Source organism: Buchananella sp. 14KM1171 (assembly GCF_041380365.1).
GTDB lineage: Bacteria > Actinomycetota > Actinomycetes > Actinomycetales > Actinomycetaceae > Buchananella > Buchananella felis.
In genome coordinates this window covers 314,966-331,188 of record NZ_CP159981.1, presented here as the reverse complement: position 1 = coordinate 331,188, position 16,223 = coordinate 314,966, and the positions used below count along the sequence as shown (strand labels likewise).

The window sequence follows — 16,223 nt, the reverse complement described above, 5'->3', positions numbered from 1 at the left end:
CCCGGCGCGCACGCCGCCGGCCCTCCACAGATGAGGTGGTTGGACTGGAAGCGGGGGCGGGCCCACCGGCCCGCCCCCGCTTCCAGTCGCCTAAATCAGGCCACCACGAGGCGGGCCTCACGGGCGCGCTCGAAGCGGGCGGCAACGTCGTCCCAGTTGACGATGTTCCAGAAGGCGGCCACGTAGTCGGCCTTCACGTTGCGGTAGTCCAGGTAGAAGGCGTGCTCCCACATGTCCAGCATCAGCAGCGGCTGGGTGGCCACCGGGACGTTGCCCTGCTGGTCGGTCAGCTGGAACACCACCAGCTTGCCGGAGATCGCGTCCAGGGCCAGCACGCCCCAGCCCGAGCCCTGCAGGCCCAGCGCTGCGGCCGCGAAGTGCTTCTTGAACGCCTCGAAGGAGCCGAAGTCGGCCACGATCTGGTCGGCCAGCGCACCGGCCGGGGCGCCGGAGGACTCCGGGGTCAGGTTCTGCCAGAAGATGGAGTGGTTGGTGTGACCACCCAGGTGGAAGGCCAGGTTCTTGGAGTGCAGGTTCACGGCCGCGAAGTCGCCGGCGGCGCGCGCCTCCTCCAGCTTGGCCAGGGCCGCGTTCGCGCCATCCACGTAGGCCTGGTGGTGCTTGGTGTGGTGCAGCTCCATGATGGTGGCGGAGATGTGGGGCTCCAGCGCCGAGTAGTCGTAGGGCAGCGCGGGCAGGGTGTAGACAGACATGGCAATCCTTGTCACTAGTGAGGCGGACGAACGTCCTATGCCTGCCAACCTAGCAAGCCGCCAGTAGGCGCGCCGAGTTCAGCACGGCGTTTCGCTGTGGGAGAGGGCGGCCAAACCTGCCCGCCCCGGGCGGCGCGCGCAATCGCGTGGAGGGCCATTTAGGATAGGGCGGGTATGCCGCAACGGCGCTCGACGGAAGGACCACCATGACCACGCAGCCCGAGTCCGTGAACCTGCTGATCTTTAGCGACGACGTCACGGTGCGCGAAGCGATCATCACCGCTGTTGGTCGCCGCGCCGGCAAGGGCCTGCCCACGGTGGAGTGGACCCAGTGCGCCACCGCAGACGGCGTGCGCCTGGCGCTGGCGGAGAAGGAATTCGCCGTCCTGGTGCTGGACGCGGAGTCCCCGAAGCTGGGCGGCATGGGCCTGGCCAAGGAACTGAACCAGGAGCTGGACAACTGCCCGCCGGTGCTGCTGCTGGTGGCACGCCAGCAGGACGAGTGGCTGGGCCAGTGGTCCGGCGCGGCCGCAATCGTCTCTGAGCCTTTCGACTCCATCGAGATGCAGGAGACCATCGCCGCGTTGCTGCGCCAGCGCCTGGGCCTGTAATGGGGGCGGCCCCGGAGCCCACCACGTGGCCCCAGGTCCTCTCCACGCTTACCAGCGGCGGGGATCTGCCGGCCGGGCACGCCGCTTGGGCGATGGACCAGGTGATGAGCGGCTCCGCCTCCCCGGTGCAGCTGACGGCCTTCCTGATCTCCCACTTCGCCAAGGGCCCCACCTCCGCCGAGGTGCGGGAGATGGCCGACGTCATGCTGGATCACGCCATGACCCTGGACGTGGGCACCACCGAGGTCGTTGACCTAGTGGGCACGGGCGGTGACGGTGCTTTGTCCGTGAACATCTCCACGATGGCGGCGCTAGTGGTGGCTGGGCTTGGCATCCCAGTGATCAAACACGGCAACCGGGCCTCCACCTCCGCCTGTGGCAGCGCCGACGTGCTGGCCCACCTGGGCGTGGACCTGGCCGATTCCCCGCGCGAGGTGGCCAAGATTTTTGCCGCTACCGGCATGGGTTTCTGCTTCGCCAACGTATTCCATCCGGCGATGCGCCACGTGGCGCCCGTGCGCCGCGAGCTGGGCGTGCCCACCGTTTTCAACGTGCTGGGGCCGCTGACCAACCCGGCCCGGCCGCGCGCCGGCGCCGTGGGCTGCGCGCGCGAGTACTTCGCGCCGATCATGGCGGGCGTGTACGCCTCGCGCGGCCAGGACGTGATGGTCTTTAGGGCCCGCAACGGGCTGGACGAGCTCACCACCGCCGCCGTGAACGACATCTGGTTCGCCACCGGTGGCCGCGTGGAGCGGTACGAGCTGGACGCCGTGGCCGACCTCGGCCTGCGCCCCTGGACCGTGGCCGACCTGCGTGGCGGCGACCCCTCGGTGAACGCCGGCGTGATGCGCGCCCTGCTGGAGAACGCCGACGACGCCTCGCCGGCCGTCCACGAAACGGTACTGCTCAATGCTGCGGCCGCTGTGGTTGCCTTCGGCACCCTGCCCGGGACGCGCGCGCAGGACGGCGACCTGGTGGAGCGGATGCGCGCCGCCTACGCCCTGGCGCAGGAAGCCCTCAGCGCAGGCAAGGCCCTGGCGGTGCTGGAGAACTGGGTGCGCCTGAGCCAGGAGAGCTGAGCCCGGCGAGGCGGGTTTGGGTGACGTAGGCCCGCCGCACGGGCATGGCCGGCACGGGCCTGGGCGGAGTGGTCCCGCCGCAGTGGGGCCGGGCGGCGTGGGCGCGGCGCGCGCGGCTGCCCCGCTACTCGAGGTGCTCGGGGCGGTAGCTGACCAGCTCCGGGTAGCGCGTGGCCGCCTGCAGCGGCCACGCGAGGGGCACCTGCGCGTCGACCTCGAACAAACGGGTGCCGGGGGAGTGGAGCCAGTTGCTGATCAGCGTGGACTCCTCATCCGTTGCCGCCCCACCCAGCTTCGTGGGCGCCGGCACGTACTCCGCGCGGGCCAGCAGGTCCGCCACCGTCGGGCGCGGGTCCGCCCCCGGCTCGCTCACGGCCACCCCGGCCAGCCTGCCGTAGCGGATCACCGCGAGCTCCCAGCCCCCTGCCTGCCGTCTGGCCCCCGCCACGATCTGCGCGCTGGCCAGCAGCGGGCGCAGCCGCTGGGAGCGCTCGGTCCCGCGCACGAACGCCCCCAGGCGGCGCGCCACCAGTCCGGCCTCCTCGAAGCGCAGCTGCTCGCTCAACGCGCCGATCCTTTCCTGCAGCGGGGCCACGATCACGTCCATCTGGTCCGCGAGGGCCGCCGCGACCTGCGCCTCCACGCGCGCGGTCTCGCCCGCCGGGCCACCGGGCGGGCTCTGGCTCGGGGCGGGCGCGCACGGCGCCGTGCAGCGCCCCAGCTCGAACAGGGGGCACGGGCGCCGCTCCGGGGCGGCGGCCAGGGGCAGGCGCTCTGTGCAGCGGCGCAGGGGCAGAACGTCGTGCACTGCCTCCTGGGCGCGCGTCGCGGCGGCGCGGGAGGAGAACGGACCGATGCAAAGGCCGGCGCGCTCCGGTGGGACGGTGGTGGTCACCTTCAGGCGCGGGTGGGGCTCGTCGGTGAGGGCAAGCCAGGGGCGGGCGGCCGGCTGGCGCGAGCGCCTGTTGTAGGGCGGGTCCAGTTCCTTAATCAGGCGCAGCTCGCGCACCTGCGCCTCCAGCACCGTGGCGCACTCGATCGCCTCCACCCGCGCCGCGAGCTCCAGCATCTCTCCCATCCGGGAGCGGCCCTCCGCAGCCGTGAAGTAAGAGCGCACCCGCCTGGCCAGGTCCGTCGCCACCCCCACGTAGAGCGGGGCGTCCCGCTTGTCCCGAAAGACGTACACCCCGCTGGCGTGCGGCAGGCCGGCGGCCAGGCCGGCCTTGCGGCGCCGGCGCGGCTCCACCCGCTGGGCGGCGGTGGGCAGGTCGCACAGGTGGCTCACGCCCAGCGGGGCCAGGCGCTCCAGCAGGCCGTGCAGCACGTCCACGGTCGCGCGGGCGTCGTCCAATGCGCGGTGGGTGGGCTCCACCTGGGTGGAGAAGAACCGCGCCAGGGAGGCCAGGCGGTGGTTGGGCACCTCGCCAGGGGTGAAGGCACGCCGGGAGAGCGCCAGGGTGTCCACGATCAGCGGGGCGGGCCACTCGTAGCCGTGCGTCTGCGCAGCCGCCTTCAAAAAGCCGGCATCGAAGCTCGCGTTGTGCGCCACGAACACCGTCTCCCGCGCCCCGAAACCGGCGAACTCGAAGAAGGCCGGCAGCACCGACTCGATCCGGGGCGCGCCCACCACCATCGCGGTGGTGATGCCGGTGAGCACGGTGATCTGGGGCGGCACCGGCACCCCCGGGTTCACCAGCGTGCCGAACTCCCCGATCACCTGCCCGCCGCGCACCTTGACCGCGCCGATCTCCGTGATGCCCGCGCGCGCCGGCGAGGTGCCGGTGGTCTCCAGGTCCACCACCACGAAGGTGACCTCGCTCAACGGCACGTCCAGGTCAGTCAGCGCCAGCTGCTGCTCGCTGGCGCCGGGGGAGAAGCTCAGCTCGAAGGGGTCGCGCACCTAGACCACGGCGCCGTCGTTGTCAGGATCGTTGAGCCCGCGCGGGCGCCCGTCCGGCCCGAACGGGTCGCGATCCCCGCCCCCGGTTGCGCCCGCGCCGCTGCCGCCCCTGCGCCGCCCGCCGCCAAAGAGGCGCCTCAACCAGCCGGCCCCCTTGCTGCCGGCGCGGCGGCCCGGCCCGGCAGCGAGTTCGTCGTTGAACGCGTCGGTGAGCGAACCGGTGCGCGGATCGTAGCTGGAGGCGTCGAAATCGGGCTCCAGCGGCTCGGCCAGCGCGTAGTCGCGCGGACCGGCTACGGGCCGCCCGGCGGAACCAACCGCCCCCGCGCGGCCCGCCCCCACCCGGAAGTCGGGGTCGTCTCGCAACTGAGAGACGATGTCCTCAAACTCGCTATTACGTCCCTTGCTTCCCATACCTGCACCTTAGACTTGGGCACGTTCATTTGGAAAAGCTGGAAGGCCCGCGCCCGTGCTATACCGGATTTTGCGCTACACCCTTGGACCGATCCTGCGGCTGTGCTACCGCGTCGAGATCGAGGGGGCGAACAACGTTCCCCGCGAGGGGGCAGTGGTCCTGGCCTCCAACCACCTGGCCGTGGTGGACTCCTTCTTCACCCCGCTGGCGCTGCCGCGCAACGTCCACTTCCTGGGCAAGGCGGAGTACTTCACCGGCAAGGGAGTCAAGGGCGCGTTCGTGCGTTGGTTCATGAAGGGCGTGGGCACCATCCCCGTCAACCGCTCCGGTGGGCGGGCCGCAGAGGCCGCCCTGGAGGCCGGGCTGAAGACCCTGGACGAGGGCAAGATCTTCGGCATCTACCCCGAGGGCACGCGCAGCCCCGACGGCCGCCTCTACAAGGGCCGCACCGGCGCCGCCCGCCTCGCCATCATCTCGGGCGCCCCGCTGGTGCCGATGGCCGTGATCGACACCCACAAGGCCCAGCCCATGGGCAAGGTCATCCCCAAGCTCGGCGCCCGCATCGGGGTGAAGTTCGGTGAGCCGCTGGACTTCTCCCACCTGCGGGACAAGGCCAACGACCGCGACACGCTGCGCCAGGTCACCGACCAGATCATCACCGCCATCCAGGAACTCTCCGGCCAGGAGTACGTGGACGTCTACGCCTCCGTGGTCAAGGCCCAACTGGCCGCCGAACAGCGCCAGGCGCAGGAAGGCGAGCAGGCAGGCCAGTAAAGGGTCCGCCCCCGCTCGTCCCGTCTAGCCCCCACAGCCCTGGCCGGGCCGCCGCCCGGTGCGCCTACCGCGCGGCCGGGCGGAACGTCGTGCCTCCCACACCTCTTGATGGCCGACGCTGCCGCAGCGGCCGGGCGGAACGTCGGCCCCGAAAAGGCCAAGCGTCCCAAACGTCCCTCCCGCAAAGACCTAAGCACCCACTAAACTTGTGCGAGTATGCGTGCCTTCTTCCCCGAAGGCCCTCACCCCAACCATCGGAAGGTTTCCCATGACGGTTCGTCGTGTTGCCCTGCTGACCGCAGGCGGCTTTGCCCCGTGCCTGTCCTCCGCCGTCGGCTCGCTGATCGAGCGCTACAACGAGATCGCCCCCGAGGTGGAGATCATCGCCTACGAGTACGGCTACCACGGCCTGCTCACCGGCACCAAGATCGTCATCGACGAGGAAGGCCGCAAGAACGCCCGCGTGCTGCAGGAGTTCGGTGGCTCCCCGATCGGTAACTCCCGCGTCAAGCTCACCAACGCCAAGAACCTGGTTGAGCGCGGCCTGGTCAAGGAAGGCGAGAACCCGCTAGAGGTTGCCGCCGAGCAGCTGCGCCGCGACGGCGTGGACGTGCTCCACACCATCGGTGGCGACGACACCAACACCACCGCTGCGGACCTGGCCGCCTACCTGGCCGAGAACGACTACAAGCTCACCGTGGTCGGCCTGCCCAAGACCATCGACAACGACGTGGTGCCGATCCGCCAGTCCCTGGGTGCCTGGACCGCCGCCGAGGAGGCCGCGGACTACGCCAAGAACATCATCGGTGAGCACCGCTCCAACCCGCGCATGCTGATCGTGCACGAGGTCATGGGTCGCAACTGCGGCTGGCTCACCGCCGCCGCCTCCGCCGAGTACCGCCGCTGGCTGGACACCGTGGAGTGGGCGCCGTCCCTGGGCCTGTCCCGCGAGCGCTGGGACATCGACGCCGTGTTCGTCCCCGAGATGAAGATCGACCTGGAGGAGGAGGCCGTTCGCCTCAAGGCCGCCATGGACGCCAAGGGCAACGTCAACATCTTCCTGTCCGAGGGCGCCGGCGTCCGCGAGATCATCGCGGAGATGGAGGCCGCTGGTGAGGAGGTGCAGCGCGACCCGTTCGGTCACGTCAAGCTGGACACCATCAACCCCGGCCAGTGGTTCGCCAAGCAGTTCGCCGCCCGCATCGGCGCGGAGAAGGTCATGGTGCAGAAGTCCGGCTACTTCTCCCGCTCCGCCGCCGCCAACGTGCGCGACCGCCTGCTGATCAAGTCCATGTGTGACCTGGCCGTGCAGTGCGCCTTCGAGGGCGTGCCCGGCGTGATCGGCCACGACGAGGAGGACGGCGACCGCCTGAAGGCGATCCCGTTCCCGCGGATCGCCGGTGGCAAGCCCTTCGACATCGAGCAGGACTGGTTCAAGGCCATGATGGCTGAGATCGGTCAGCCGCTCGAGGCCGCCGACGAGCCCGCCGGTCACTGAGCCCGCTCCAAAAGGCTGGGAGGCCGCCCCCATTTCGTGTGGGGGCGGCCTCCCGCTCTGTTTGCGGCCGGGCAGAGGGCGGGGCCGCCTGGAGCGGAAGGCGGGTGGGGCGTCGGCGGTGCTGGTCCAAAGGGGAGGCGTTAGCGCGGCAGGGCGGCGGGCGGGGCGTCGGCTCCCCAAACCGGTCGGGCGAAGAGCGGCGGCGACGTTCGCAACGTGGGCGCGCCGGTGCCACGACTTGCGGTCTTTACTATGCTTGAAAAGGTGACTGAAGACGTGCTTTCCCCGATCCCGGACACCTGGCGAACCCTGCCCGCAGCGCAGCAGCCGGCCTATCCGGACGCGGCGCGCCTAGCGGAGGTGACCGCCGACCTGCGCTCGCGCCCGCCGCTGGTGTTCGCCGGCGAGGTGGACATGCTGCAAACGCGCCTGGCCGCCGCCGGGCGCGGGGAGGCGTTCGTGCTCACCGGTGGCGACTGCGCCGAAACCTTCGCCGAGTCCACCGCAGACCACCTGCGGCTCAAGATCCAGACGATCCTGCAGATGGCGGTCGTGCTCACCTACGGCGCGTCCGTGCCCGTGGTGAAGATGGGCCGCGTGGCGGGCCAGTACGCCAAGCCGCGCAGCGCGGACGACGAGACGCGCGACGGCGTGACCCTGCCGTCCTACCGGGGCGACGCCGTCAACGGACACCCCTTCACCGCAGACGCGCGCGTACCGGACCCGGCACGCCTGATGGAGGCCTACCAGCGCTCGGCCACGAGCTTCAACTTGATCCGCGCCTTCACCATGGGTGGATACGCTGACATGCGTCATGTGCACCAGTGGAACCGTGGCTTCATGGAAAACCCCGCCTACAAGCGCTACGAGGAACTGGCGGCGGAGATCGACCGGGCCATCCGCTTCATGGAGGCCGCCGGCGTGGACTTCGACGCCATGCGCACCGTGGACTTCTACTCCTCCCACGAGGCGCTGCTGCTGGAGTACGAGGCCGCGATGACCCGCATCGACTCGCGCTCCGGGGAGCCCTACAACACCTCCGCCCACTTCCTGTGGATCGGGGAGCGCACGCGCGACGTGAACGGGGCACACGTGGAGATGCTCTCCCACGTTCGCAACCCCGTGGGCGTGAAGATCGGCCCCACCGTCACCAAGGAAGAGCTGTTCGCCCTCATGGACAAGCTCAACCCGCGCGGCGAGGAGGGACGCCTGACCTTCATTACCCGCATGGGAGCAAGCAGGATCCGCGAGGCCCTGCCGCCGCTGATCGAGGCCGTGAAGGCCGATGGGCGTCCGGTGGTGTGGGTGACCGACCCGATGCACGGCAACACAATCAACTCCTCCTCCGGCTACAAGACCCGCAACTTCGACACGATTCTGGACGAGGTGGCCGGGTTCTTCGAATCCCACCGGGAGGCGGGCACCGTGCCTGCAGGCATCCACGTGGAGCTCACCGGCGACGACGTCACCGAGGTGATCGGCGGGGCGGAGGAGATCGACGACTCCACGCTGGCGCGTCGCTACGAGACCCTGGTTGACCCGCGGCTAAACCACCAGCAGAGCCTGGAGATGGCCTTCTCCGTGGCCCAGATGCTGCGCAAGGCCTAAGCGGCCTGGGCTTTCCTGGGGCCGGGGCTGGGCGCGCGGGAGGATCCCCCTCCCGCGCGCCCGACCTGCCCCGCACAGCCGCGTCACGATAGGCTTGATGAAGCTAAGGAGGTGTCCAAATGACTGCAAGGAACGACGCGCCGTCCTCGGCATACCTGCTTCGCAACCCGCGCAACGGCATCGACCTGAGTTCGGCGTTTCCGAAGAAGTCTGATGCCCGAGAGAGGTTCGTGGAGCTCCGCCTGAAGCGGATTGCGGCGATGCGCCCGGCCGCCGCCGACAATCGCGCGCGTTAGGCATTGTCGAATGCAGGGGGCGGAGAAGACCGCGTTCGTTCGCCTGGTGACCGAGCTGCAACAGACAGACGAGGTGGTCATCTACTGCGGTGCCGGCGTCACACTCTCGCACACCGGCGTGAGCTGGAACGACCTTCTGCTGCGAGTAGCGCAGCATGCCAGAGCGCAGATCCTGTCCGCCGCATGTGACGGCGACGAGGACTGTTTACGCGAGCTTGGCGAGGGCGTAGAAGAGTTCGTCTATAGCAGCTCGAACAGTGCCGAGGCCTCAGCGTCAGCAATCATGAACTTAGCTGCAGCGGACGAGGCCTCCGTTGGGCCCGCAGTCTCGCAGGCACTGTATTTCTCGACGGGGTGGCAGGTAGGACGCCTAGTTGATGACGTGTGCTTCCTGATCCTGAGCCTCCAGCAGCTTGGAAAAGCGGTGCGGATACTCACCACGAATTTCGACACCTTTATCGAAGACCGTCTGGGCAGCCTGATCGACGCGCTGCGAGCAAACGGGGTGGACCCGCTGCCGGCCGTGTGTAGACGCGTGTACGGCGCAAAGACGGCTGGGGGCGATTCCAGCCGTGAAGCCGTTCGAACCTGCCCTATGGGCCGGGCCAGTGACGGAGTCACGCCAATCGTGGTGGAGTACCTCCACGGTCGGGTAGACGAGGCCGGCTCGGTAGAAGGCGGGTTGGTACTCTCCGAACGTTCCTACCAGGCCACTCAGAGCCAGACGCAGGAGCTGCTCACCGGTGCGTTCGGTGACGCCGTCACGCTAATCCTTGGCTCCTCATTAACGGACGCCCCGTTGCTGCGCTCGCTTTGTAACGTGGAGCGCGACAGCGCATACGGAAGGTTCGCTGTAGTGCGGCGTGCCCCTAAGCCGGGCGCGCAGAAAATGGCCCAGGCCCGCGCCAGACACCTGGACTTGTCCCTTATCGAAGTCGCTACCTACGCCGACGTGGCTCGGGTTGTGCGTGACGCTGAGTACGCCTTGATGAATCTAGGGGCGGGCAGCGGCGAGAACTCCGAAAGGCAGTTGGCGCGTTGGCGCGCACTGGGGGAACCGAGCGAGGCTGCAAGAGCACGGCTGCTGGAACAGATGAGGGATGTGATTCGCTCCCTCAAGCAGTCCGGCGTGATCGGAAACGAGCTGCTAAAACTCGAGGCATGGGTGCTGCGCTCGTTCCGCGGCGAAGACGCGCTGGAGCGGGTGTTGGACACTGTTTCCGGGGATGTGGAGTGCGAGTACAGGCGCCTGGAGCCGATAGAAAACCCGCGTGAAGCCGTGGCAGCGGTGAGGGCTTTGCGCGACGGGCGCCCGCTGGTTGTGTCGCTTGACGATCTCGGGTTCGACGACGAGGGGGTGTCAAGATGGAGGTCCATTTGTGCAGTTCCTTGCTGGTACTCCCTAGACGAGACGAGCGATACCCCAATCACCGTGGTGGTGACCCTGGCCTCCACGGGGAAGAACAGCGAAGTTGATGACAGCGGGCTCTTTGACCGTGCCAACTCTGCTAACACTGCGGCCGAGCGCTTTCAGCAGGTCGCCCGTGCAGCCGCGAGTGAAGAAAATTCACAAACCTTACGAGAACGAGCGCTGGACACGGAGGCCGAATCCTTCCTGTGGCACCTGACGCCAGCTGGCAAGGCGGACCTCTACTACGCTCTCTTCGACCTGGGCGTGGAGATTGCAGGCGCCTACTGGGCAGGTGAGTAGCCCCGACCCAGCTTGGGCGATTGAGCTGCCGCAGGTAGATCCATGGGGGCTGCCCAAATTGGGGAGTGAGGCGCGCTGGAGGGCATGCGGGAGAGCGGATGGGAATACGACGCGGTATGAAGCGTGGCTATAGTCCCGGTTAAGCAGGCCTGAACCGTCGGGGCGATTGGCGGTGAATATCGCCACGATTCGCGGCGCGGTTTAGCTGGTTCCAACCAAGTGCGCCGCCGAGACTTGTTGGAATTTGAAGAAAAGTCGGGCTGGGTCGGTAAAGCCCCGGCCTTCGGGCAGTAAAGCCGGGGCGTGCCTAAACTGACCCGCCGGCTGTGGGGCCGGCAGGTTTGCCGACTATATGCGGCTTGGATGTTTGAACTTCATAAGGACTACACGACCCATGCGAACTGCTTCGAGTAGCAGAAAACTCCCGCGCGCTATTCTCTTAGCGCTGCTTTTGCCTCTCGTGCTTGTAGTACAGCTGATCCTGGTGCCCGCATTCGCTGCGGCGGAAGAAGCTGACGGCCCGGCGACTGGCACCGCCGATACCCAGGCCGGTGCCCAGGCCGGCGATCAGGCCGGCGATGAGGCCGGTACCCCGGCCGGTGATCAGACAGGTGCCCAGACCGGCGATCAGGCAGGTGCCCAGACCGGCGATCAGCCGGGTACTCAGGCGTTCACCCTTGCGATTACCACTCCGACCGCTCACGCAGAGGGCACCGCACCGGTGCTTGAGTACAAGAGTGGAGAGACCATCACCGGCCTGGCCGTGATGACGGTGTCTGGCCGGGAGGTGAATATCCCGGGCGGAAAGCTGACGCTCAAGCTGCCCAAGCAGGCCCCTTATATCTCCCTGACCGGGTTCACGGACTCCAACCTGGCGGCTAGCAATCGGCGCTACGAGGACGAGCAGAACTGGTACATGGAGTACACCTACGGCTCGCTAAACGGCGCCACGTGGCTAGAGGCGCCCTTCGTGTTTAAGTTCAACAACGGAACCACCCCGGACGGAACCAGTACCACGGCCACCCTCACCCTGAGCAGCGCGGACGGGCAGGAGCTGGCCACCACGCAGACGACGTTCGTGGCGCGGGCCAAGGCGGAGTACGGATTCGAAAAGATTTCGGTTGGCGGGCGCCAGTTGCAGACGCCGGACGGCAACACCGAGATGGTCGCCTACGCCGAGTTCTTTGCGGTGGACGCCTCCACCGCCACCCACACCCCGGCGCAGGGTACCCCCGTGCGCTTCTATTTCAACGTGCTCCGGCCGTCGAACATCGGAGGGTCGGAGGTGTTCGGCCGCATCGACCCGACCACGATCCGCCTAGAGGACACACTGGCCGAGGGCGTGGAGTTGGCTCCCAGCTCGATCGAGCGAGGCTGGGCGATGGAGGGTAGGACGGCCGTTTTCGAGGCTCCCATCTCGAAGTTCTACTCTAACTATCGCTCCTACTACACCTACGTGGACCTGCTCTACAAGAATGTCCCGGTGCGGGAGGCGGACGGCGCCCCCAAGTGGCACAAGAACGTGGCGCGCGGCATCGTCAATCCGGGGCTCGACGGGGAGGCCCAGGCGGGCAGCGACAACGGCTGGGTCGTCTTCGAACCCAAGACCGTGGACTACGGCAAACAGCTGCGGGTCTCTAAGAGCTCCCGCCCGTATTCGTTCGTATACGACGACGGCAACATCTGGCACCCCGGCATGGTTGCGGGTTCGACGGAGAAGAACCGGATCCAATTCCACCTGGAGTGGAGCCAGAACAACGACGGCGACCTTCTCACGGGAACCAGGAATGGTGGCGAGAAGACGATCGTCACTGAGGTCTCGGATTACGACCTGGATCCGCGCGCTTACTTCACGGGCTTCACCCTGGAAGGAGCGAGCAATGCTAAGTCGAATGTCTCTGAGTACCACCCCACCACAACCGAGCTGAAGAAGGCCGCGAAGATCCTGTACGGCGTGAAGGAGAGCGGGGAGCGGGTGGAGTTGGCCCGGGACTTCTCCACCTACCAGCGCATCGAGATCAACGACGTGGAACGCCAGTTCGTTCGACTGACGCTGGAGTTCCCCGATGGCCTCGCGTTCGACAACGGAAGAATAGATGCGAAGGTAACCGCAGACCTGCTTCCCTCCGAGCTGGAGAAGTGGGGCAGAGGCGAGTACAAGGAACGCCAGAGCTATGTGAACAGGGCAGAAATGGTTGGTCACAACCCCCTCACCAAGGGTATTGCCCGCTCCACCGATACATCAGTTGTGTACGTGGGACCGGTTTCCCCTGCGATCAACGGCTCCTCTGGGAACAGCTACCGCGGTATCACGTATCGCCGTTGCGACGGCTACGAGGCGGGGGTCAGTGACGTCAAGTCCTGCCCTATGGTGATGCGATTCCAAGACCTGTTCACCCCCATTGGGGATTGGCCGGTCGCCGGGCGCACGCTAAAGAACTTCAGGCGCGTGGTCATGCTGCCGGAAGGGGTCGAGTTCGATCGAATCCAATCGTTGACGATCGGGGGTGAACCCGCAGATAAGTCCGTGGTCAAGCCGCGCATGGACTACAACTACAACGACACCGGCAAGACCGCGCTGATCCTCGAGTTCGGTGACCTGCACGTGCCGATGCTGTGGCACTACAACAACGCCACCTACGTCTCTTACTTCTTGCGGGTCACGGACCAGATCAACCCCGGTAATCACCCGATCATGTCGTACGCGGTGTGGGATAACAACGACAAGGCAGGCGTGCTGGCCGGTGGGATGAATTACCGGTATTGGGACGCACTAGACGTGGATAGGGACGGCAACACGAACGAGGTGTTCTTGCAGACCTACCACGGGGTTAACGTCGTCCCGCCGGCGGAGGTTTCTTCCCGCAAGCACGTGTCGGTGGACGGGCGCGCGTGGACTAAGGCGTCACCGAACCTGGACCTGGGTTCTGATTTCTACTTCCGCCAGTCTGTGCGCAACGGCGGCCTGACTCCGTTGTCGCAGCTGACGGTGATCGACGTTTTGCCGCACCTGAACGATCACGCGATCGTGGCCAACGAGGACGGGCAATACCCGGCGCGGACCTGGAAGCGCACGAATGCGGCCGGCGAGGTGGAGGTCGTGGAGCACTCCGCATTCGCCACGCCGTTGGTGGAGCCGCTCAGCGCGGTGCCGGCGAACGCGGCGGTGTTGGAGCGCTTCGATGCGTTCTACTCTCTCACGCCGCAGGGCGCGGACCTGGCTTCGGTGCGGGACGCGCAGTGGCTGACCGAGCAGGAGGTTGGGGAGCGCTGGGAGCAGGTGACCGCCATCCGGTTGGTGATGAAGGCCGGCCAGAGGCTCGGCGCGAACGAGCAGGTGGAGTTTGTTTCCAAGCACAAGGTGCCCTACTCGGAGCAGACCAGGAAGCTCGCGGCGCAGTCGGCTGCGGTGAATTCGCTGGCGGCCTCGACGAATGGCACGAACTTTGCCGAGGGCAATCCGGCGGTCGTGAACGCGGCTACATACGTCGCCTCGGGTGTTCTGTTCGTGGACGATGACAAGGACGGTGTGATTGACCCCGGCGAGGGGCACGTCAAGGGCAAGACCGTGTCCCTGGTGAATTCCGACGGTAGCCCGGCCACGCACCCGGATGGAACGCCGGTGGCCCCGGTGACGCTCGCTGCGGACGGCTCCTATCGTTTCGAGGTCTACAAGCGTGGCTCCTACAAGGTGGAGTTCACCAGGCCCGCGTTGAAGGAGTTCGGCCCGGCGGGCGCGGGAGCTGACGCGAGCGTCTCTCACGTGGACAGGGCTCAGACCGAGAAGGCGTTGAGCGCCGAGTTCGTGCTCGATCCGTTCCACGCCACCGCAGTGCGCAACGCGGGCCTGGTCTCCCAGTCCCGTGAGGTCGTGGTGAGGAAGGTGGACGGAGCCGGTGCGCCGTTGGCGGGGGCGACGTTCACCCTGACGCCGTTGGATCGAGTGGGCGGGGAGTTGACTGCCCGCTCCGAGGCCGACGGCCGCGCCGTGTTTGCGGGCGTTGACTTTGGTCGCTATACGCTGACCGAGACGGTGGCGCCGCAGGGCTACCAGGCGGCCGCCCCGCAGGAGATCACTGTTTCCGCCGACTCTCCTTACGCGCCGGGCGCCCAGGCCGCGTACGTGGAGGTGGTCAACCAGCCGATCACTGGCACGGTGACGGTGAGGAAGACCGAGGCCGGTGACCAAGGGACCAGCTTGGCCGACGCTACCTTCGGCCTATTCGCCGTGGATGGCGCCGGTGTGGTGGCCGACGTTGCCGCTTACACCGCGCAGTCGCAGGCCGATGGCGTGGCTACCTTCACGGGTGTGCGTTTTGGGAAGTACGAGCTGCGTGAGACCGTGGCGCCGGTGGGTTACCAGCTTTCGACCGCGACCAAGGAGGTTGTGGTTTCCACGCAGGGTGAGACGGTTGCGGTGGGTGACTGGGAGAATGCCCCGATTACGAGCACGGTGACGGTGACCAAGGTGGATGCTGATGATGCGACTAAGAAGCTGGCTGGTGTGGTCTTTGCGTTGCGTCAGTCGGGGAAGAACGTTTACCGGGCCACCACGGATGGTGATGGTGTGGCCACGTTTGCGGGTGTGCGCTACGGCGTGTATGAGCTGGTGGAGGTCTCCACGCTGGAGAACTACGTGCTTGACACTGCGTTTAAGGAGAGTGTGAGGGTTTCTGCCCAGGGCCAGAGTGTGGATGTGGGTAGCGTGACCAACGCGGTTAAGCGGGCCGATGTGGTGGGGGTGAAGAAGGACCAGGCTGGTGTGCCGTTGTCGGGGGCGGTCTTTGAGCTGCGCCAGGCGGGCAAGGTGGTTGCTAGTGCGACTTCTGGTGTGGATGGTGTTGTGCGTTTTGGTGCGGTGCCGTGGGGGGAGTATGAGTTGGTGGAGACCAAGGCTCCTGCCGGGTACAAGCTCAACGCGCGTGCCGTTGTGGTCAGTGTGAAGCAAAGTGGTGGCCAGGTGAGCCTGGATGACATCGTTAACGTCAAGGAAGAGCCTGCCACCCCGCCCACGCCGACCCAGACCCCGTCGCTGACGCCGAGCCAGACTCCGTCGCAGACCCCGAGTGAAACTCCGTCCGAGACTCCGTCGGGCACGCCGACTCCGTCTGAGACGCCGTCGCAGACGCCGACGCCTTCGCAGCCGGGCCAGCCCACGGCACCGCCGGCGTCGTCGTCGCCGACTCCGTCTGCGGCTCCGGCCCCGGGGCGCACGGGCAAGCTGGCCAAGACCGGTAGCGACGCCGCCCAAGTCCTGCCCTGGGCCCTGGCGCTCCTGCTAGCCGGCGCGGCGCTGCAGGTTGCTCGCCGCCGCAGCTAACTCAAAAGCGAGCAGTGGGGCCGGGGGAGGCGGTGACGCCTCACCCGGCCCCGCACGTTGAGTAGCAGAGCCAGGCAGGGCGCCTTGGAGCAGCCAGCCTTCGCGAACCTCGACGTTTGGCTCTTCAACTCGACGAATGCGGTTGAAACTAGACGTTCGTGAAGCCCTAAACGTCTAGTTTCGGGTGCGAACGTCTAGATCCAAGAGCGTTCGTCTAGTTTCGGTTGCGAACGTCTAGATTCGGTACAGGCTGGTCTAGGGAGTATCCACTGCAACCCCTGAGAGAGGCGAACGTCGC

The 16,223-nt window shown here is 67.1% G+C and carries 11 protein-coding genes; 8 read left to right on the top strand and 3 right to left on the bottom strand.

Annotation, left to right across the window (positions count from 1 at the left end; all coding sequences use genetic code 11):
- Nucleotides 1-95: 95 nt before the first annotated feature.
- Nucleotides 96-713 carry a superoxide dismutase gene (locus ABYF38_RS01320; RefSeq protein ID WP_371152327.1) on the bottom strand — a complete coding sequence of 206 codons (618 nt, stop codon included), beginning with the start codon at nucleotides 711-713 and terminating at the stop codon, nucleotides 96-98.
- A gap of 206 nt (nucleotides 714-919) precedes the next feature.
- Here ABYF38_RS01320 and ABYF38_RS01315 point away from each other — a divergent pair, with 206 nt between their 5' ends.
- On the top strand, nucleotides 920-1,324 hold the full coding sequence (locus ABYF38_RS01315; RefSeq protein WP_371152326.1) for a hypothetical protein: 405 nt from the start codon (nucleotides 920-922) through the stop codon (nucleotides 1,322-1,324).
- Nucleotides 1,324-2,403, top strand: coding sequence for an anthranilate phosphoribosyltransferase (gene trpD, locus ABYF38_RS01310; protein WP_371152325.1), 1,080 nt, complete (start codon nucleotides 1,324-1,326; stop codon nucleotides 2,401-2,403). The genes ABYF38_RS01315 and trpD overlap by 1 nt, the downstream gene beginning before the upstream one ends.
- A gap of 124 nt (nucleotides 2,404-2,527) precedes the next feature.
- Here trpD and ABYF38_RS01305 read toward each other — a convergent pair whose 3' ends face one another.
- Complete coding sequence (locus tag ABYF38_RS01305; protein ID WP_371152324.1) at nucleotides 2,528-4,303, bottom strand: DEDD exonuclease domain-containing protein; 1,776 nt, start codon at nucleotides 4,301-4,303, stop codon at nucleotides 2,528-2,530.
- Nucleotides 4,304-4,717 (bottom strand): hypothetical protein, encoded by a 414-nt coding sequence (locus ABYF38_RS01300; protein WP_371152323.1) that lies wholly within the window; start codon nucleotides 4,715-4,717, stop codon nucleotides 4,304-4,306.
- 55 nt (nucleotides 4,718-4,772) lie between these two features.
- Here ABYF38_RS01300 and ABYF38_RS01295 point away from each other — a divergent pair, with 55 nt between their 5' ends.
- The 6 genes from ABYF38_RS01295 to ABYF38_RS01270 all read left to right on the top strand — a co-directional run bounded on the left by ABYF38_RS01295 (nucleotide 4,773) and on the right by ABYF38_RS01270 (nucleotide 15,925).
- Nucleotides 4,773-5,492 (top strand): lysophospholipid acyltransferase family protein, encoded by a 720-nt coding sequence (locus ABYF38_RS01295; protein ID WP_371152322.1) that lies wholly within the window; start codon nucleotides 4,773-4,775, stop codon nucleotides 5,490-5,492.
- A gap of 268 nt (nucleotides 5,493-5,760) precedes the next feature.
- Complete coding sequence (locus tag ABYF38_RS01290) at nucleotides 5,761-6,990, top strand: pyrophosphate--fructose-6-phosphate 1-phosphotransferase (RefSeq protein WP_371152321.1); 1,230 nt, start codon at nucleotides 5,761-5,763, stop codon at nucleotides 6,988-6,990.
- Between the two features lie 264 nt (nucleotides 6,991-7,254).
- A complete protein-coding gene (locus ABYF38_RS01285; protein ID WP_371152320.1) occupies nucleotides 7,255-8,598 on the top strand; it encodes a class II 3-deoxy-7-phosphoheptulonate synthase in 1,344 nt (447 codons plus the stop codon).
- Nucleotides 8,599-8,717: 119 nt separating this feature from the next.
- Nucleotides 8,718-8,894, top strand: a complete 177-nt coding sequence (locus tag ABYF38_RS01280) for a hypothetical protein (protein WP_371152319.1) — start codon at nucleotides 8,718-8,720, stop codon at nucleotides 8,892-8,894.
- A gap of 10 nt (nucleotides 8,895-8,904) precedes the next feature.
- Nucleotides 8,905-10,605 (top strand): SIR2 family protein, encoded by a 1,701-nt coding sequence (locus ABYF38_RS01275; RefSeq protein ID WP_371152318.1) that lies wholly within the window; start codon nucleotides 8,905-8,907, stop codon nucleotides 10,603-10,605.
- A gap of 460 nt (nucleotides 10,606-11,065) precedes the next feature.
- Nucleotides 11,066-15,925, top strand: coding sequence for a SpaA isopeptide-forming pilin-related protein (locus ABYF38_RS01270; protein WP_371152317.1), 4,860 nt, complete (start codon nucleotides 11,066-11,068; stop codon nucleotides 15,923-15,925).
- The last annotated feature ends 298 nt before the right edge of the window (nucleotides 15,926-16,223 follow it).

Bases quoted from the DNA above. Each gene is read 5' to 3' on its own strand.
- ABYF38_RS01275 (WP_371152318.1), top strand. From the start codon at position 8,905: ATGCAGGGGGCGGAGAAGACCGCGTTCGTTCGCCTGGTGACCGAGCTG.
- ABYF38_RS01290 (WP_371152321.1), top strand. From the start codon at position 5,761: ATGACGGTTCGTCGTGTTGCCCTGCTGACCGCAGGCGGCTTTGCCCCG.
- ABYF38_RS01315 (WP_371152326.1), top strand. From the start codon at position 920: ATGACCACGCAGCCCGAGTCCGTGAACCTGCTGATCTTTAGCGACGAC.
- ABYF38_RS01300 (WP_371152323.1), bottom strand. From the start codon at position 4,717: ATGGGAAGCAAGGGACGTAATAGCGAGTTTGAGGACATCGTCTCTCAG.
- ABYF38_RS01320 (WP_371152327.1), bottom strand. From the start codon at position 713: ATGTCTGTCTACACCCTGCCCGCGCTGCCCTACGACTACTCGGCGCTG.
- ABYF38_RS01280 (WP_371152319.1), top strand. From the start codon at position 8,718: ATGACTGCAAGGAACGACGCGCCGTCCTCGGCATACCTGCTTCGCAAC.
- trpD (WP_371152325.1), top strand. From the start codon at position 1,324: ATGGGGGCGGCCCCGGAGCCCACCACGTGGCCCCAGGTCCTCTCCACG.